This is a genomic window from Agathobaculum sp. Marseille-P7918, from assembly GCF_900625105.1.
Classification (GTDB): Bacteria; Bacillota; Clostridia; order Oscillospirales; family Butyricicoccaceae; genus Agathobaculum.
Window position 1 is genome coordinate 50,100 of the sequence record NZ_UYYD01000012.1, and the last position, 17,067, is coordinate 67,166.

Here is a 17,067-nt window from a genome sequence, read left to right on the forward strand (position 1 = left end):
TTGGCGGTGGAAGCCAGCTTCGCCGGTACGGGAGTACAGAGGGCAGCCAGCCCTTTGTGCCGGGGTGCAGGGGCGGCAGCGCACTGATGGGGTCAAGGGGCAACGCCCATTGGCGGGTTGAGGGCAGCCGCCCCATCGGGTCAAGGGTGAAACGTCTTGCCCAGGGAGAGTTGATGCCTTGCGTCAATTCGTACTGGGTATTACCTGACGCAGACTATCGCAGGATTTGCGGCTTCGCCGCCCTTCCCCGGCACCGGAACATCTTCACAGAAAGGAGGGAAAGTGTTTGAAACTGACACGACACAATGGGCGCTCCGGCAAGCATGGCACCTACAATCCCCGCCACAATGACCGCCGGTTCGATGTGGAGAACAGCGAACACATTGACGCTGAGCGAGCCAGGCAAAATATCTACTGGGATTGCTACCGGGGCTTCACGACACACGAGTTCCGGGAGAACCCGGAACAGCCGGATTTCAGCTTCGAGGAAATTGAGCGGATGTACTACTATGAGCATTACGGCGGCCATGTGGAGGCCCAGAACGCCCGGAATGAGAAAACCCGGCACACCGAGCGCAACCGCACCGTGGAGGACTTGCTGAAAAACAATAAGACCTGCCCGGAGGAAAGCATCTACCAGATCGGCACGATGGGAGAATCCGTCTCGCCGGAAACGCTCTTTCGTATCGTCAACGAGTTCTATGAGGAATTCGAGCGCCGCTTCGGGTCCCATATTCACATCTTAGATTGGGCGCTCCATCTGGACGAGGGGACGCCCCATATCCACGAGCGCCATGTGTTCGACTGTGAGAACCGCTACGGGGAACTGTGTCCCCAGCAGGAGAAGGCGCTGGAGGAACTGGGCATCCCTCTCCCGAACCCGGACAAGCCGAAAGGCAGGCATAATAACCGGAAACAGACCTTCGATGCGGTCTGCCGGACGATCCTGTTTGACATCACAAAGCGGCATGGGCTGCATCTGGATCAGGAGCCGTCCTACGGCGGGCGGGAGTATCTGGAAAAACAGGACTATATCTTGATGAAGCAGAAGGAGCAGCTGGTGGCGCAGGAGAAGAAACTGGAAGAACTGACGCTCAAAATCGAGGACGTGGAGACGCTGCTGGATGATGTTTCCGATGCGGCCTATGACAAGGCGGTGGAGGTGGTGACCGATACCGTCCGGCAGGAGACACACAAAGAAGATATTCGCCTGATTGAGGAAACGAAAAAGTGGGTGCTTTCGCCGGAGCGGAAGGCCCCGCAGAAGGAGCGTGACTACGCTGCCGCCCGGCTGGATGGAGTGATTTCCAAAATCAAGCGCGTCATGCAGAACGCCCTGGCAAAAATCCAGAAAACGCTTATGCAGCCGGAGGTCAAGAAGGCCGGTAAGGAGCAGATTAAGGAGAAAGCCAGAGAATCCATCAAGGACAAAATGGCAAGGGCAAGACAAAGCGCTGACCGGAATAACCGGGAACGCTGGAAACGTGAGGGGCGGATCGCTCCGACTAAGAAACACGATATGGAATTATGAGGCACCTGATTTTCTGTGGAAACCGGGTGCCTTTTTCTCTGTCTGGAGGTGAGAAAATCGAATGTTTTTGAAGCGGTGAAGGAGTCTGTCACCACAAGGCAGGCTGTGGAAATTTATGGAGTTCCGGTGGGCAGAAACGGGATGGTCTGCTGTCCCTTCCATGATGACAAACATCCCAGCATGAAGGTTGACCGCCGGTTCCACTGCTTCGGCTGTCAGGCGGACGGGGATGTGATTGATTTTACCGCCCGTCTGTTCGGGCTGAGCAGCAAGGAAGCGGCTCTGAAGCTGGCGGAGGATTTCTCTGTCAGTTTTGACGCCAAAGGCCATGACCCGCCCCGCAGGAGGCCGGTCAAACGGAAAATCAGCGAGGAACTGCGCTACCGGCAGGCGGAGCAGAAATGTTTCCGGGTGCTGTGCGATTATCTGCATCTGCTGGAACGATGGGAACAGGAATACGCCCCGCAGACACCGGAAGAAGCGTGGAACCCGCTGTTCGTGGAGGCCCTGCAAAAGAAACCGTATACGGAGTATCTGCTGGATATTTTCTTGTCCGGCAGCATGGAGGAACGGGCCAGCGTGATTGCCGAGTATGGAAAAGAGGTGAGGAAGATTGAGCAGCGAATATCAGAGTTTACCGCCAGCCACCCGGCAGGCCGCCATGAGCGCAGCCGAAGCCTTAGCGCCGGAGCAGGGCGCCCTCGAGGTTCGGGAAAGCCTCTCCGTCACCGACAAAGGCCAGCCCGCCAACACCATCGGCAACTGCCGGACGGTGTTCTGCCATGACCCTCTCCTGCGTGGGGCAATCCGCCTAAACCTCCTGACTGACCGGGTGGACATTGTGAGGGATCTGGGCTGGCGCAGGAATACCAGTGCCATGACGGATACGGACGTGAAGTATCTGCTTCTCTATTTTGAGCAGAATTATGGCCTGACCAGCGAGAAAAAGATGACGGCGGCCCTCTCCATCGTGGCGAATGAGAACTGCTACCATCCCATACAGGACGTGCTGAATAGCCTTGTGTGGGACGGGACGCCCCGTATCCGCTCCTGTCTCCATCACTTCTTAGGTGCGGAGATTAGCGACTATGTGGAGGAAATGCTGAAACACTTCCTGCTGGGTGCCATCCGGCGGGTGTTTTCTCCCGGCTCCAAATACGAGGAAATGCTCTGTCTGGTGGGCGGTCAGGGGGCTGGAAAGTCCAGCTTCTTCCGATTGCTGGCAATCCGGGACGAGTGGTTTTCCGATGATCTGAAAAAGCTGGACGATGACCGGGTGTTTTTGAAGCTGCAAGGCCACTGGATCATTGAAATGTCGGAGATGCTGGCGACCAGCAGCGCCAAAAGCATTGAGGAAATCCGCTCGTTCATTAGCCGCCAGAAGGAAACCTACCGGACGCCCTACGAGGCTCAGCCTAAAGACCGGCTGCGGCAGTGCGTGTTCGGCGGTTCGTCCAACACACTGGACTTTTTGCCCCTTGACCGGGCCGGGAACCGGCGTTTCCTTCCCATCATGATTTACCCGGAGAATGCGGAGGTTCACATTTTGGAGGACGAGGACGCCTCCAGAGCCTATCTTTTGCAGGTCTGGGCAGAGGCCATGACGATTTACCGCAGCGGCCATTATTCCATGAAATTCAGCAAGTCCATCCAGCGTCAGCTTGTGGAGGTGCAAAAGGATTTCATGCCGGAGGATACGGAGGCCGGGCAGATACAGGGCTTTCTAGAACACTACACCGGCAGCATGGTCTGTTCCAAACAACTTTTCAAGGAGGCGCTGGGCCACACCTATGACGAGCCGAAGCGGTGGCAGCTACACAATATCAACGAGATCATGAACACGGTGGTGACCGGCTGGAAACCCTTCTCCAATCCGAGGATGTTCGCCGGATATGGCAGGCAGAGGGGCTGGGAACGGGACGTTTCCGGCAACGAACTGCCCGGCAACGAAGATGGATTTGTGGAGCTAACGGAGGAAGAATGCCGCCAGCTGGAACTTCCGAAGGAGTGGATCGCCTGAAATTGGCGGTCTGTTGCCGGGATGGTTGTCAGCCCGTTGCCGGGGTCGTTGCCGGGAATTTTCCGGCCTGGATACGGAAAAAGCCTGTAAATATGGCATTTTCTAATATCTATCTCTACCTCCGGCAACGAAAGCAACGAGATTTTTCAAGAAAATTTATAAAGTAAGATTTGCAGGTCAGACGATAGTTTACAGGTTTTCAGAGGTTCGTTGCCGGACTTCGTTGCCGGTGCTGCCGTCCGGCCTGTCTCTCTATGGAGGTAGCCTATGGGAAAAAGCAAACAGCAGAAAAATAAAGTCCGTTTTGTGGTGGTGCGGGAGTTCTCCGGGGAGAAGTCCATGCGGGAAGCCTTTGAGCAGCTCATTGAGCGCCAGACCTGCGAACATTTTGAGGAATGGTTGGAACGGCGGGAAATGGCAGAGAACGCTGCGTAAAAACGGTTGATTCAGTGACAGGGACATGGTACTATAATGGTATCGTGTCCCTGTTCATAGAAGGAGAACGCTATGAGCAGGAAAAAACAAGTCTATGAGAAAATCACTGCTCTCTACTGCCGCATCTCTCTGGATGACGGCGGCGATAATGAGAGCATGAGCATCAGCAACCAGAAAATCATGCTTCGGGACTTTGCTGAAAAGCATGGGATGTTCCAGTATGAGTATTACGTGGATGACGGCTATACGGGCCGTAATTTCAACCGCCCTGCCTTTCAGCGCATGATCGCTGACATTGAGGCGGGGAAAATTGGCTGCGTCATCACGAAAGACCTATCCAGACTTGGTAGGAATTATATCGAAGCTGGCAGCTATATCGAAATCTTTTTCCCCAAACACAATGTACGCTATATTGCCATCACGGACGGCGTGGACAGCCTGACCCGTCAGGAGATGGACATTACGCCCTTTAAGAATATCCTGAACGATATGTACAGCCGGGATATTTCCAAAAAGGTGCTGGCGGGCATCAGCACCCGCTCCCGGCAGGGAAAGTTCTGCGGCGGGACGCCGCCCTTCGGCCTGATGCGTGACCCGGAGGACAAAGGGCATCTCATCATTGACCCGGAGACAGCGCCCATCATCCGCAAAATCTATGATTACGCCCTTGACGGGCTGGGCTGCATGAGAATTTCCAAACGGCTGATGGAAGAAAAAACTCCCATCACCCATGTGAAAGCCAACACGGAGTTTGACGCTAACTACTATTCCTGGGGTGGAGCCAGAATCAGCCACATCCTGCGAAATCCCTTCTATAAGGGCGCACATCTGGTTTTTCGGACACACCAGAAGGGCATCCGTTCCAACACCTATGACATTATTCCCCGTGACCAGTGGGAAGTGATCGAGGGCTGCCATGAGGCCATTGTGACGCCGGAAGAATGGGAACAGGTACAGGAACTCATGGACCGCAGGCCGATCATTAAGGAAAATTCCTGCCCTTTCTACAACCTGTTCCACGGTCTGGTCTACTGTGCCACCTGCGGGAAGTCCATGCAGCTGCGGTATGAGAAAGTAGGACGAACCGGCAAGAACCGCTTCACCGGCGAGATGCGGGAACCGATTGATAAAGCATACTATATCTGCCAGACCTACAACCGCATGGGCTGCAAGGTCTGCTCCAGCCACAAGATTGAGGCCAGGGATTTATACAATCTGGTACTGAAAGACATTCAGGAACTGGCGGCGCAGGCCATGAAGGACGCCGATGCGTTCTACCAGCGGCTCAGCAGCCGGATGGAGCGCCGGTATCTGGTGGACGCTTCTCAGACCGAGAAGGAACGTCAGCGGCTGGAAGCCCGAAATCAGGAAATTGACGGGATGTTTTTGAGCTTGTACACGGACAAGGCCAAAGGCATCCTGACCGAGCAGCGGTTTGTGAAGCTGACGGCGGCGCTGGAACAGGAGCAGGAATCCAACCAGAAGCGCCTGCATGACCTGGCAATGATGCAAAGCCGGGCTGACGCTCAGGAAAGCGAAGTCCGCACCTTTATCAAGGAAATCCGGCGCTATTCCGCCATCGAGGAACTGGACGAGGCGGTGCTGAACCGGCTCATCAGCCGGATTCTGATCGGCGAGGTCAAGAAGGTGGACGGACAAAAGGTGCAGGAAGTCAAGATCGTTTACAACTTTGTCGGGGAAATCCCGGAGATTGCAGCATAAGGACAGTATAGCCCTCCCCATGTCGGGGAGGGTTAATTTATGTACCAAATCGCAAAATGACAACTTCTGATCAATCTCGGAAACAAGATGAAATTCAAAAAAAGGTTGACAAAGGATATTCCTATATAGTATAATATTAAATGAAATCAAATAAGGAGGTTCCTACAATGAAAAAAATTGATATTGGCAATGCGCCTGCTTACACTTCCCCCAATTCCATGACTCTGATCTGTACAGAGAAACCGGATGGCAGCACCAATCTTGCGACTCTGGCATTTTGGGCTTTTGCGTCCACCAATCCCGGAAAGATCATGTTCTCCCTGAACAAAGGGGCTTACAGCTTGGAACTGCTGGCTGAGAAGAAAGAAGTTGTTCTCGCCATTCCTGGAGTTGAACTGACCGGCGCTCTGATAGGCTGTGGCACCTGTTCCGGACGTGATACGGATAAGGCTGCTAAGGTCGGTCTGACGATGCAGGAAGTGGAGGGCACAAACATCAAGGCTCCTGTTCCCTGCAAGCTGCTCATTCATGCGACTGTTGCCCAGACGATGGATGCGGACGATCATGTTGTCCACCTCTGCGATATCAAGGGTGTTTACGGCGATGAAGATGTGGATGCTGTATTTGGCTGGAAAGGTTACGCTGAATTTGCGGCTGCGCAGCAGAAATAAGAAAGGACAAGGCGACTGTCTGCGGATGGTCGCCTTGCGGTTTGAGGTGGCAATATGAAAACACAAGGCGGATTTTTGATAACCCGGATCAAACAGGTCGGTGGACGTGTTTTTGAACGCATATTGAGCGAAAAAAACATTGATGCTTTTAATGGCTCCCAGGGAAGGATTCTATATATCCTCTGGCAGAAGGATGGCGTTCCCATCAGTGAGTTGTCAAAGGAGACCGGTCTTGCCACGACCACGCTGACCAGTATGCTCGACCGCATGGAGGCGGCGAACCTGATCTATCGGGACAGAGGCGACAAAGACCGGAGAAAGATCCTCATTTTTCTGACAGAAGAAGCCAAAGGTTTGGAGCAGGAATATAATGAAGTAACGGAAGAAATCAGCAACATTTATTACAAGGGATTTTCCGAGGCGGAAATCGAGCAGCTGGAGAACTATCTCCACCGCATCCTGAAAAATGTGGAGGATGTTCTCTGATGAGCGTCTGCATTAAGGACAATATTCAAAACATGAATCTGGTCATCGGCTGTACAGTGGGCTGTCCCTACTGTTATGCCCGGAATAATGTAAAGCGGTATCATATGATAGATGACTTCAGCAGGCCGGAGTTTTTTCCGAATAAGCTTCGGCTGATGGAAAAGAAGCGCCCGCAGAATTTCCTGCTGACCGGTATGAGCGATTTGGCGGGATGGCAGCCGGAGTGGCGGGATAAGGTATTCGCAAAGATTCGGGAAAACCCGCAGCATCAATTCCTGTTTTTGTCAAAGCGTCCCGACCTGCTGGATTTTGAGACAGACTTGGAAAACGCATGGTTTGGCGTCACTGTCACAAGGAAATCAGAGCTGTGGCGCATCGACACGCTGAAGGCCAATATCCGGGCAAAGCACTATCATGTTACATTTGAGCCGCTATTTGATGATCCCGGCGAAGTGAATCTATCCGGTATCGACTGGATCGTGGTCGGGACGATGACCGGGGCACAAGGTAAAAAAACACGAACAGACCCGGCATGGGCGTTTTCCCTTGTGGAACAGGCCCACGCTTTCGGCATCCCTGCTTTTATGAAAGAAGACCTTGTTCCCATTGTGGGCGAAACAAACATGGTACAGCAGTTCCCGGAAGCATTCAACCAGGTGCTGGAGGTACAGAGGAAATGGCACAGATAGAGATGGGCGGCGTCCTGCTCGGAGAAGTTGAAACGAAAAATATCATGACCAAATCCAGTCTGCCGGTGGGCGGATATTCTGTCAACCCCTATGTGGGCTGCACCCATGCCTGCAAATACTGCTATGCATCTTTTATGAAGCGATTCACCGGACACTCGGAGGAATGGGGCACGTTCCTTGATGTGAAGCATTGGCCGAAAATCAAAAATCCGAAGAAATATGCGGGACAGCGTATCGTGATTGGCTCCGTGACCGATGGCTATCTACCGCAGGAGGAGCAGTTTGGCAATACCAGAAAACTGCTGGAGCAGCTTAAAGGCAGTGGTGCGGATATTTTGATTTGTACCAAATCCGACCTTGTGGTGCGTGACATTGATCTTCTGAAGGAGCTGGGGCAGGTTACAGTGTCGTGGTCGATCAATACGCTGGATGAGGATTTCAAAGATGATATGGACAGTGCTGTAAGCATCAAACGGCGGCTTGCGGCTATGAAGCAGATTTATGATGCAGGCATTCGCACCGTCTGTTTTGTTGCGCCGGTTTTTCCGGGCATCACGGATTTTGAAGCAATCTTTGAACGAGTGAAGGATCAGTGCGACCTATTCTGGCTGGAAAACCTGAACCTGCGCGGCGGTTTCAAAAAGACGATTATGGATTACATAGCAGAGAAGCATTCTGACCTTGTGCCGCTTTATGACGAAATCTATAACAAACACAACCGCAGCTATTTCAAAACTCTGGAAGAAAAAGCCGAAGAAATGGCAAAGCAATATGACTGTCCCTTTGTTGATAATGAAATGCCCTACGGCAGGGTGCCGCAGGGACATCCAATCATCGTAGATTATTTCTATCATGAGGAAGTCCGTGGAACAGAGAATACAGGAAAACGGAACAAATAATATATTTAAGGAGAGGTAAAGAAATGAAAAAGTAAAGATTACAGTATTAAAGACAACTTTAGACAAAGATTTAGCAAAAGAATATGGAGTGAACGGCTTGGGCGTATGTCCTTTCTTTAAAGAGGGCCAGGTATTTGTCACGGACATTTCAAAACCAGATGGATTTTGCGATGAGGCATGGAAAGCAATTTCTCATTATGCATTTGCGTTATCTCATGGTCACACGGAACCGTTTTTTGGCGGAAGCTGGATTGAAAACCCTGAAGTAGCAATAACTTGCTGTAATGATGGAATTCGCCCGGTAGTTTTCAAAATGGAAACTGTAAATGAATAAATCAATAACTGTATATCAAAGACAGTTGGAATAGTCACCGGCGCCGCTTTTTCATCACTGGTGACAGCACCGCCTGCCTTTGCAGGCAGACAATCACAGGTGACAGTATAGAGTGCTACCGCACCCTCCACTATCATTCAAAACTGAATACCAGCCACCCAATAGCGGTCAGCGACAGCAGCAAGTCTGAAAAGATTTGCTGCTTTTTTTATTGTCCGATTAACCATTTTAAATTCATCACTTGACATTGTGGCAAAGAGGTCAAGATTATTTATAACTTTGTCGGGGAAATCCCGGAGATTGCAGCATAAGAACAATACAATGGAAAAACAGACAAGTTTTACTAATAGTGCAAAACTTGTCTGTTTTTTATTGCCGTCCTTCTTTTTTATATGCGCTTCCCCACTGCTCCATTGCAATGATGATGGGACGCATGGATTCTCCCAATTCACTCAAAGCGTATTCGACTCGTGGAGGCACTTCTGGATAAACTGTCCGGGTGATAATACCATCTGCTTCCATAGACCGTAGGCTGTCCGTCAATACCTTTTGGCTGATACCTGCTAAGTCCTTTTTCAATTCGTTAAATCTCCAGGGGCGCAGGAGCAGATTTCGCAGAATCAGAAGTTTCCATTTACTCCCAATGATTGAAACGGTCGTAGCTACCGGGCAGGCAGGCATTTCTTCTTTTGTCAGCATATTTTCACCTCATTCCTATAGTTCAAAATCAAATGTTATATTTAAATTATAATGTAGTATGCGATTGTTTTCAAGTGGTCACAAAAAGGTGACTAAGTAATAGATTTGTGCGTACTTTTTTTTACTTTCTTTATCCAATACAATAAAAATCAAGAACCGAAAAGGTTCTAAAATCTAAAATGGAGGTAATAACAATGGCACTTTCTAATCTGTCCGGATGGAGCAAAAAGGCTGAAGCGGCTCCTGCCTCTGCCTGTGGCTCTGCTTGCGGTGCAGCCGATAAGCCGGAAGAAAAGCCCGCTGCCTGCGGTGCGGCTGATAAGCCGGACGAGAAGCCCAGCGCCTGTGGTTCTGCTTGCGGTGCAGCCGATAAGCCGGAAGAAAAGCCCGCTGCCTGCGGTGCGGCTGATAAGCCGGACGAGAAGCCCAGCGCCTGTGGTTCTGCTTGCGGTGCTGGCGACAAGTAATCTTTTCCATCCCCCAAAACCATTCCCGGCGGACGTGTTCCCGCCGGGAATTCTTGAATACTTTCTCGGTAAATCCGATTTGATATAAAGTGAGGTTATCACAGATGAAACAGTATTTTTCTTTTCAGTGGCACATTACAGATGAATGTGACCAGCGTTGCAAGCACTGCTACATTTTTTCCGAAGACACCTGTAAACATCTGGACTCCATGACATGGGAGCAGATGCGGGACACTTTCTATAACTGCCTGGATTTCTGCCAGGTGTATGATCGGCTGCCCTACTTCTACATCACCGGCGGCGATCCCATCCTGCATCCCGATTTTTGGAAGCTGCTGGCTCTCATGAAAGAGCATGACATTCCCTTCACCATCCTGGGCAACCCCTTCCACCTGAACGATGAGGTCTGCCGCAGGCTGAAAGAATACGGCTGTGAGAAATATCAGCTGTCCCTGGACGGTATGCGGGAAACTCATGACTGGTTCCGCAAGCCGGGCAGCTTTGACATCACGCTGGAGAAGGTCGGCTGCATCAACCGGGCGGGCATCCGTAGTGTAATTATGACCACCGTCTCCGGCACCAACATCGACCAGGTACCCGACATCATTGATGCGGCGGTCGAGGCCGGAGCCAATGTCTTTGCCTTTGCCCGCTATTGCCCCACCAGCGAGGAAAAGGACGTGGGGATCACGCCCCAGCGTTACCGCCAACTGCTAGCGGACTGCGACAAAAAGTTCAAGGCGTATGAGGCGGCGGGCTGCCAGACTTACTTTAACAAGAAGGATCATCTCTGGACGCTGTACGAATACGAAACCGGTGCGTTCAAAATCCCGGAAGCGGTGGGAAAAGGGATGATTTACGGTGGCTGCAACTGTGGCAACTGCCATCTGACCATTCTGCCCACCGGTGATATTTACGCCTGCCGCCGGGTTCAGAACAGCAAGGTGGGCAACGTATTTGAAGATCGTCTGGCTGATGTCTGGATCTGTCAGATGGAGGCATACCGGGATTACTCGAAATTTGAAAAATGCTCCAAATGCGAACTGCTGGCCTTCTGCCGGGGTTGTCCTGCGGTTGCCAGCGGCAAGGACGGCAATTTCTATGCGGCTGATCCGCAGTGCTGGAAGGAGGTCTAATGATGGAGTTATTTGAACTCATGAAATACCGTCGATCAATCCGCAAGTATCAGAACAGACAGATTGACCGGGAGAGCTTACAAAAAATCATTGAAGCAGGGCTATATGCTCCGAACGCTGGAGGTGGACAGAGAACATTCATCTGTGCCATTCACGATAAAGACCTGTGTGAAAAAATCGGAAAACTCAATATCATCCGGTTTGATAGATCAAAGCTGGCAGGTTCCTATGTCTCAGAGGATCAGCCCAGCATTATTGATAACCCTGCTATTAAGAGCGGTTTTTACGGTGCCCCTACGGTTTGCGCAATTTTTGCTCCGAAGAATTTTTTATATAGTATTCCCGACGCTTTTTGCTGTGCTGAAAATATGGTGCTGGAAGCAACTGCACTTGGTATTTCTTCTTGTATTATTGCAAGGGGTGAGGAAACCTTTGATAACGAAATCGGCAGCCAACTTTTAGAAAGATGGGAAATTCCAAAAAACTATATTGCCAGATGTTTTGTGCTGCTTGGTTACTGTAATGGTGAATATCCTCAAGTGAAAGCCAGAAAAAAAGGACGATATAAAATTATTGGCTAAGGGAGAAATGTACGATGGGAGCAGAACAAAAAGCTCATTTTAAGGTTGATAAATCAAAATGTATTCAGTGCGGAAAATGTATTAACACTTGTACTGGCATGGTGCTTGCCTTTGGCAAAGATGGACACCCGGAAATGAAAGAATTTGAACGCTTCGGATGGCGTGGCTGCTGGAAATGTCAGCACTGTCTTGCGGTATGTCCCCAGGGGGCAATCTCCATTTTTGATAAAAGAGCGGAAGATTCTCTGCTTCCCCCTCCGTCCGAAATGGGAAACTATATGGAGCGCCTCATTGTAAACCGCCGTTCCTGCCGCCGGTATCTGGACAAAAATGTAGACCCGCAGGTTATCAGTAGAGTTTTAGAGGCAATGTCGGCTGCCCCGACCGGGGGGAATTCCTGCAATGTGGAATACACGGTCATTGACGATAAGGAGCGTGTCAAGGAAATCTGGCGGCTTGCTTACTCCAAAATGGAATCGGATGCAAAGCAGCATATTTACACCCGTAGCTTCAGTGATTTTTATTATGGGAAGATGAAGCAGTCAGAAAGAACCGTGAGGAAAAACGATCTGCTGTTCTGCGGCGCACCGCATCTGTTCATCGCTCATGAAAAGTGTGCGGGAAAATGGGCCGAGGATTCTAAGGTGAACTGCAACATTGCAACGGCATATTTTGAACTTCTTGCAAATGCGTTTGGCCTGGGAACTGTGATTATGAGTTATCCGGCGGAGGTGTTGGAGGAACTCGCTCCAAAGGCCAGAGAGCTGCTGAATATCCCCCAAAACCACTATATGAAACTGATGGTTGGATTTGGTTATCCGGAGATTCCTTATGCAAGAGGTGTCCAAAAGGATCGGGGACGTAAAATCCACCGGTATACAGAGAGCAGATAGGAGGGGATACTCTATGGACTTTATGGAAATATCCAAAAAGCGGGTCACCGTGCGTAAATTCGCACAAACGCCTGTGGAAAAAGAAAAGATACAGAAGATACTGGAGGCAGGACGCTGGTCTCCCACAGCGGTCAATGGCCAGCCCCAGCGAATCCTTGTGCTGAATACCCCGGAGAGTTTGGAAAAGGTTCGGGAATTTTGTTCCTTTGGTTACGATCAGAAATATGTGGATTTGGCAGAGGAATGTAACGATAAATCCCAGGGCAAACTTAACTTCTACTACGGCGCACCGCTGGTTCTGTTTGTGACCTATGACAAAACGGCCTGCTGGACAAACCCGCACAGCGGAGAAAGTAGCGGCCAGACGGATGCCACGATTGTGGCCACCCATATGATGCTGGAAGCGGCCAGTCTGGATCTGGGGACCGTTTGGATCAGCTACTTCGACAAGGACAAGGCCAGAGAATTGCTCTGTCTGCCGGAAAATTGGCAGCCGGTCTGTATGCTCTACATCGGTTATCCGGCAGTGGATTTTGTCCCCAACACCAAACTGGGATGCCAAAGGAAGCCGTTAGAAGAAACCTGCTTTTTTCATGAGGTTCCTGTGCAGTAAGGAGGCAGCCGCATGAATCAGACAGAACGAAGATTATTTTTAATCAAAAAGCTGCTCTCAGAGCAGTCGAGGTATCACGACATGGGAATACCAGAAGAGGAACCGGAACAAAAGAGACTGCTGCGTTCTCTCCTGAATATTCGTATGCCAGAGCCGGTCAGTGATGAATTTTTAGCGGTACAGGATGCCTATTTGCAGGAAGAACTCCGGTGCAAAAAAATTACGGAGCTTTCCAACCTATCTCCTGTGCAGGAAGGTATTTATCTCTGGCAAGGGGATATTACCACACTTGCCTGTGATGCGATTGTCAATGCGGCGAACAGCCAGATGCTGGGCTGCTTCTGCCCTTGTCACGGTTGCATCGACAATGCGATCCACACCTATGCAGGCGTTCAGCTTCGCCTCGCCTGCGCCGAACTGATGGAACAGCAAGGCCACGAAGAAGAGACCGGCAAAGCAAAAATTACACCGGCCTTTAACCTGCCCTGCCGCTATGTTCTGCATACGGTTGGGCCTATTGTTCAGGGAGGGCTTACAAAGAAAGACAAAGAACTTCTTGCGTCCTGCTACCGTTCCTGTTTGGCATTGGCGGAGAAAAATAATCTGAGAAATATTGCGTTTTGCTGCATCTCGACCGGGGAATTTCATTTTCCGAATGATAAAGCAGCGGAGATTGCCGTTCAGACCGTAAAGGAATACCGGCAGGAAACGCATACCAATATGGAGGTAATATTCAATGTTTTCAAGGATGAGGATTACAAAATCTACCGCAGACTCCTCGGGGCAGATTGAACAGCTGAAGAAGGAGCTGGCACAGACGGATGCGGTGGTGATTGGGGCCGGGGCAGGTCTTTCGACATCCGCAGGTTTTGTTTATAGTGGAGAACGGTTCAGACAGTACTTTTCCGATTTTGAAGCAAAATACGGATTCCATGATATGTATTCCGGCGGCTTTTATCCATATGCTACGCCGGAGGAACACTGGGCCTACTGGAGCCGGTATATCTATATCAACCGGTATATGGACGCGCCGAAGCCGGTGTATGACAACCTGTTTGAGCTTGTAAAAAGCAAAGACTATTTTGTTATCACAACCAATGTGGATCACTGCTTCCAGAAAGCCGGATTTGATAAAAAGCGGCTGTTTTACACACAGGGGGACTATGGCCTGTTCCAATGCAGCGAACCCTGCTGCCAGGAAACCTTTGAGAATGAAGAAATAATCCGCAGCATGGTGGAACAGCAAAAAGGAATGCGGATTCCCACAGAACTTCTGCCTGTTTGTCCGCATTGTGGGAAACCGTTGACCATGAACCTGCGCTCGGACGATAAATTTGTGGAGGATGATGGCTGGCATGAAGCGGCAGAGCGGTATCAGCTTTTTCTCCGCAGACACCAGAATATGCGGGTGTTGTTCCTGGAGCTTGGCGTGGGATATAACACCCCGGTAATCATCAAATATCCGTTTTGGAGAATGACGGCAGATAATCCGCAAGCAGTATATACCTGCATCAACTATGGAGAGGCACTCTGTCCCCGTGAAATAGAGCGCCGGTCAATTTGCATCAATGGCGATATAGGGAATGTACTATGTCAGCTTTGCGTACAGGAGGTATCCTGTGCATGATATATGGAACCCCTGGCACGGCTGTGTAAAATGCAGTGAAGGTTGTCAGCACTGTTATATGTATTTCCTTGACCGTATGCGGAATCGTAACGGTGCTGATATTTACCGAACGAAATCAGGGTTTTATTATCCCCTGCAAAAGAACAGGAATGGATCTTATAAAATTCAAAGTGGCGAGTTGATCCGCGTCTGCATGACTTCCGATTTCTTTTTGGAAGAAGCTGACGGGTGGCGTGAGGAAGCATGGGAGATTATGCGCCAGCGCCCGGATGTAAAATTTTTTCTGCTGACGAAAAGGCCCCAGAGAGTAAAAAATTGTCTACCGCAGGACTGGGGCGAAGGCTGGGAAAATATCATGCTTAACGTTACCTGCGAGAACCAACGGAGAGCGGATGAGCGCATCCCGGTTTTACTTTCTCTGCCGTTCAAGCATAAAGGAATTATGTGTGCTCCGTTCATCGGGCCGGTCAGCATTGAAAAATATCTTAGTGCCGGTCAGATCGAGCAGGTAATCTGCGGCGGCGAAAATTATGACGGTGCAAGGCCATGTGACTTTGACTGGGTAAAAAGTCTGCGTTCAGAGTGCGTTGCGTACAATATTATGTTTTGCTTTATTGAAACGGGGAGCGTGTTTATCAAAGACGGGAAAAGGTATCATTTGCCTAAAAAACAGATTCAAAGTGAGATGGCATGTAAATCCGGCATGGGCTATGTCGGAAAGCCGATCAAATGGAAGCTGACAGATGGTTTTGGGATGGATATTCCGAAAGAAAATCTGTATGTGCCGCATTATCGGAAGAATTGTGAAAAATGCGGGAGTTGGCTAATCTGTAACGGTTGTTCAGATTGTGGTCGCTGTGAAGATATAAAGTAAATAGACGATAAGGCGAGGTGGCTATACCTTGCCGTCCGAAGGTCAATCTGCCTTGCGCGGATTGGCCTTTTTTCTGTTTTTTGAATTCATCACTTGACATTATGGCAAAGAGCTGATGACTCAGGACGAGATTGCAGTGATGGACGGAGGCAAGTGCATCTTGCAGCTTCGAGGGGTGCGGCCGTTTTTCAGCGACAAGTTTGATATAACCCGCCATCCCCGCTATAAGTACCTTGCCGACGCCGACAAGAAAAACACCTTTGACATTGAACGGTACATGAAACGCAGACCGGCCATTGTGAAGCCGGACGAGCCTTTCGATCTGTACGAACTCAAAGCAACCGATCTTCAACCCGACAATTCAAACGAGCGAAAGGAGAATTGACCTATGGATTTCTTCGCAAAGTCGATTGAGGTTTTGCAGACTTTGGTGATCGCGCTGGGCGGCGGCCTGTGCGTGTGGGGCGGCATCAACCTTCTGGAAGGTTACGGACAGGACAACCCGGCATCCAAGAGCCAGGGCATCAAGCAACTCATGGCAGGCGGCGGCGTTGCCCTCATCGGCATGATTCTGGTGCCGCTGCTGTCCGGCCTTCTGACCGCACCCTGATGGGGCGAGAAACAAAGCGGGGGAGAAGGCTCAGCTCACTTCTCTGCAAAGGAGGTGATCTCCCTTGATATTGGATATGATACAGGAGTGGTTCAAGGAACTGCTCATTGACGGTACCATTTCAAACCTGACCGGAATGTTTGATACCCTGAACACAAAGGTGGGCGAGATCGCCGGGGAGGTCGGCATGACGCCCGCCGCCTGGAACAGCAGCATCTTCAACATGATCCGCAATCTCTCGGAAACGGTGATCGTCCCCATTGCAGGCATCATCCTCACCTTCGTCATGTGCTACGAGCTGATCCAGCTCATTATCGAGAAGAACAACCTCCACGACTTCGACACCTGGATTTTCTTCAAGTGGATTTTCAAGACCTTCTGCGCGGTGCTGATCGTCACCAATACCTGGAACATCGTCATGGCGGTGTTTGATGTGGCGCAGAATGTGGTCAGCCAGTCGGCGGGGGTCATCATCTCGGACGCGGGCATTGACATTTCCGGCGTGGTGGGCGATCTGGAGACCCAGCTTGCCGACTGGAGCGTGGGTGCCCTGCTGGGGCTGTGGTTCCAGAGCGTGTTCGTGGGGCTGTGTACGCAGATACTTTCCATCTGCATCTTCCTGGTGATCTACGGCAGAATGATTGAGGTGTATTGCGCGTCCAGAAGCGCCGCTTTTCATCCAAAGGCGGTGTGCGGGCATTTTGGGAACCCGGCTTTAGCAAGCCGGTAAAGAAAAGTATCAAAGACGTGAAAAGCGTCACTTTAGCGTCATCCGATTTA

At 50.5% G+C, this 17,067-nt stretch carries 20 protein-coding genes and 2 pseudogenes; 21 read left to right on the plus strand and 1 reads right to left on the minus strand.

Annotation, left to right across the window (positions count from 1 at the left end; all coding sequences use genetic code 11):
* Positions 1–286 precede the first annotated feature (286 nt).
* The 10 genes from EJL02_RS12630 to EJL02_RS12675 all read left to right on the plus strand — a co-directional run bounded on the left by EJL02_RS12630 (position 287) and on the right by EJL02_RS12675 (position 8,787).
* Positions 287–1,531, plus strand: coding sequence for a serine/arginine repetitive matrix protein 2 (locus EJL02_RS12630; protein WP_125116722.1), 1,245 nt, complete (start codon positions 287–289; stop codon positions 1,529–1,531).
* A gap of 48 nt (positions 1,532–1,579) precedes the next feature.
* Positions 1,580–2,317 (plus strand): CHC2 zinc finger domain-containing protein, encoded by a 738-nt coding sequence (locus EJL02_RS12635; protein ID WP_442858021.1) that lies wholly within the window; start codon positions 1,580–1,582, stop codon positions 2,315–2,317.
* A gap of 7 nt (positions 2,318–2,324) precedes the next feature.
* Positions 2,325–3,551 carry a VapE domain-containing protein gene (locus tag EJL02_RS12640; RefSeq protein ID WP_442858022.1) on the plus strand — a complete coding sequence of 409 codons (1,227 nt, stop codon included), beginning with the start codon at positions 2,325–2,327 and terminating at the stop codon, positions 3,549–3,551.
* Positions 3,552–3,818: 267 nt separating this feature from the next.
* On the plus strand, positions 3,819–3,986 hold the full coding sequence (locus tag EJL02_RS14245) for a hypothetical protein (protein WP_164510421.1): 168 nt from the start codon (positions 3,819–3,821) through the stop codon (positions 3,984–3,986).
* Positions 3,987–4,058: 72 nt separating this feature from the next.
* Positions 4,059–5,708: a recombinase family protein gene (locus EJL02_RS12650; RefSeq protein ID WP_125116725.1), complete on the plus strand. Its 1,650-nt coding sequence runs from the start codon at positions 4,059–4,061 to the stop codon at positions 5,706–5,708.
* 167 nt (positions 5,709–5,875) lie between these two features.
* Entirely contained in the window at positions 5,876–6,379 is a 504-nt protein-coding gene (locus EJL02_RS12655) for a flavin reductase family protein (RefSeq protein ID WP_164510422.1), read from the plus strand.
* 54 nt (positions 6,380–6,433) lie between these two features.
* Complete coding sequence (locus tag EJL02_RS12660; RefSeq protein WP_125116727.1) at positions 6,434–6,865, plus strand: MarR family transcriptional regulator; 432 nt, start codon at positions 6,434–6,436, stop codon at positions 6,863–6,865.
* Complete coding sequence (locus tag EJL02_RS12665) at positions 6,865–7,554, plus strand: radical SAM mobile pair protein A (protein ID WP_125116728.1); 690 nt, start codon at positions 6,865–6,867, stop codon at positions 7,552–7,554. Before EJL02_RS12660 ends, EJL02_RS12665 begins: the two co-directional genes overlap by 1 nt.
* Entirely contained in the window at positions 7,542–8,453 is a 912-nt protein-coding gene (locus tag EJL02_RS12670; RefSeq protein ID WP_125116729.1) for a radical SAM mobile pair protein B, read from the plus strand. The genes EJL02_RS12665 and EJL02_RS12670 overlap by 13 nt, the downstream gene beginning before the upstream one ends.
* A 37-nt stretch (positions 8,454–8,490) precedes the next feature.
* Complete coding sequence (locus EJL02_RS12675) at positions 8,491–8,787, plus strand: TIGR04076 family protein (RefSeq protein WP_125116730.1); 297 nt, start codon at positions 8,491–8,493, stop codon at positions 8,785–8,787.
* Between the two features lie 369 nt (positions 8,788–9,156).
* Here EJL02_RS12675 and EJL02_RS12680 read toward each other — a convergent pair whose 3' ends face one another.
* Positions 9,157–9,486, minus strand: coding sequence for a winged helix-turn-helix transcriptional regulator (locus EJL02_RS12680; protein ID WP_125116731.1), 330 nt, complete (start codon positions 9,484–9,486; stop codon positions 9,157–9,159).
* Between the two features lie 194 nt (positions 9,487–9,680).
* On the opposite strand from EJL02_RS12680, the gene acgA reads away from it, so the two are divergent.
* The 11 genes and pseudogenes from acgA to EJL02_RS12735 form a co-directional block, all read left to right on the plus strand.
* On the plus strand, positions 9,681–9,953 hold the full coding sequence (acgA, locus tag EJL02_RS12685; protein WP_125116732.1) for an ACGX-repeat peptide: 273 nt from the start codon (positions 9,681–9,683) through the stop codon (positions 9,951–9,953).
* Between the two features lie 104 nt (positions 9,954–10,057).
* Positions 10,058–11,089 carry a radical SAM/SPASM domain protein, ACGX system gene (gene acgM, locus EJL02_RS12690; RefSeq protein ID WP_125116733.1) on the plus strand — a complete coding sequence of 344 codons (1,032 nt, stop codon included), beginning with the start codon at positions 10,058–10,060 and terminating at the stop codon, positions 11,087–11,089.
* Positions 11,090–11,091: 2 nt separating this feature from the next.
* Positions 11,092–11,670 (plus strand): nitroreductase family protein, encoded by a 579-nt coding sequence (locus tag EJL02_RS12695; protein WP_125116734.1) that lies wholly within the window; start codon positions 11,092–11,094, stop codon positions 11,668–11,670.
* A gap of 14 nt (positions 11,671–11,684) precedes the next feature.
* Positions 11,685–12,563, plus strand: coding sequence for a nitroreductase family protein (locus EJL02_RS12700; RefSeq protein ID WP_125116735.1), 879 nt, complete (start codon positions 11,685–11,687; stop codon positions 12,561–12,563).
* Between the two features lie 13 nt (positions 12,564–12,576).
* Positions 12,577–13,176 (plus strand): nitroreductase family protein, encoded by a 600-nt coding sequence (locus EJL02_RS12705; RefSeq protein ID WP_125116736.1) that lies wholly within the window; start codon positions 12,577–12,579, stop codon positions 13,174–13,176.
* Positions 13,177–13,188: 12 nt separating this feature from the next.
* The gene (locus tag EJL02_RS12710; protein WP_125116737.1) at positions 13,189–13,968 is read left to right on the plus strand and encodes a protein-ADP-ribose hydrolase; all 780 of its coding nucleotides are present in this window, start codon (positions 13,189–13,191) and stop codon (positions 13,966–13,968) included.
* Entirely contained in the window at positions 13,913–14,803 is an 891-nt protein-coding gene (locus EJL02_RS12715) for an SIR2 family NAD-dependent protein deacylase (protein WP_125116738.1), read from the plus strand. The genes EJL02_RS12710 and EJL02_RS12715 overlap by 56 nt, the downstream gene beginning before the upstream one ends.
* On the plus strand, positions 14,796–15,677 hold the full coding sequence (locus EJL02_RS12720) for a DUF5131 family protein (protein WP_125116739.1): 882 nt from the start codon (positions 14,796–14,798) through the stop codon (positions 15,675–15,677). The genes EJL02_RS12715 and EJL02_RS12720 overlap by 8 nt, the downstream gene beginning before the upstream one ends.
* Positions 15,678–15,780: 103 nt before the next feature.
* Positions 15,781–16,062 (plus strand): annotated as a pseudogene (locus EJL02_RS12725) (type IV secretion system protein VirD4); the annotation flags it as partial.
* A 3-nt stretch (positions 16,063–16,065) separates the two neighbouring features.
* Positions 16,066–16,287, plus strand: a complete 222-nt coding sequence (locus EJL02_RS12730) for a Maff2 family mobile element protein (protein ID WP_125116740.1) — start codon at positions 16,066–16,068, stop codon at positions 16,285–16,287.
* 76 nt (positions 16,288–16,363) lie between these two features.
* A pseudogene (locus tag EJL02_RS12735) lies at positions 16,364–16,939 on the plus strand (VirB6/TrbL-like conjugal transfer protein, CD1112 family); the annotation flags it as partial.
* Positions 16,940–17,067 lie beyond the last annotated feature (128 nt).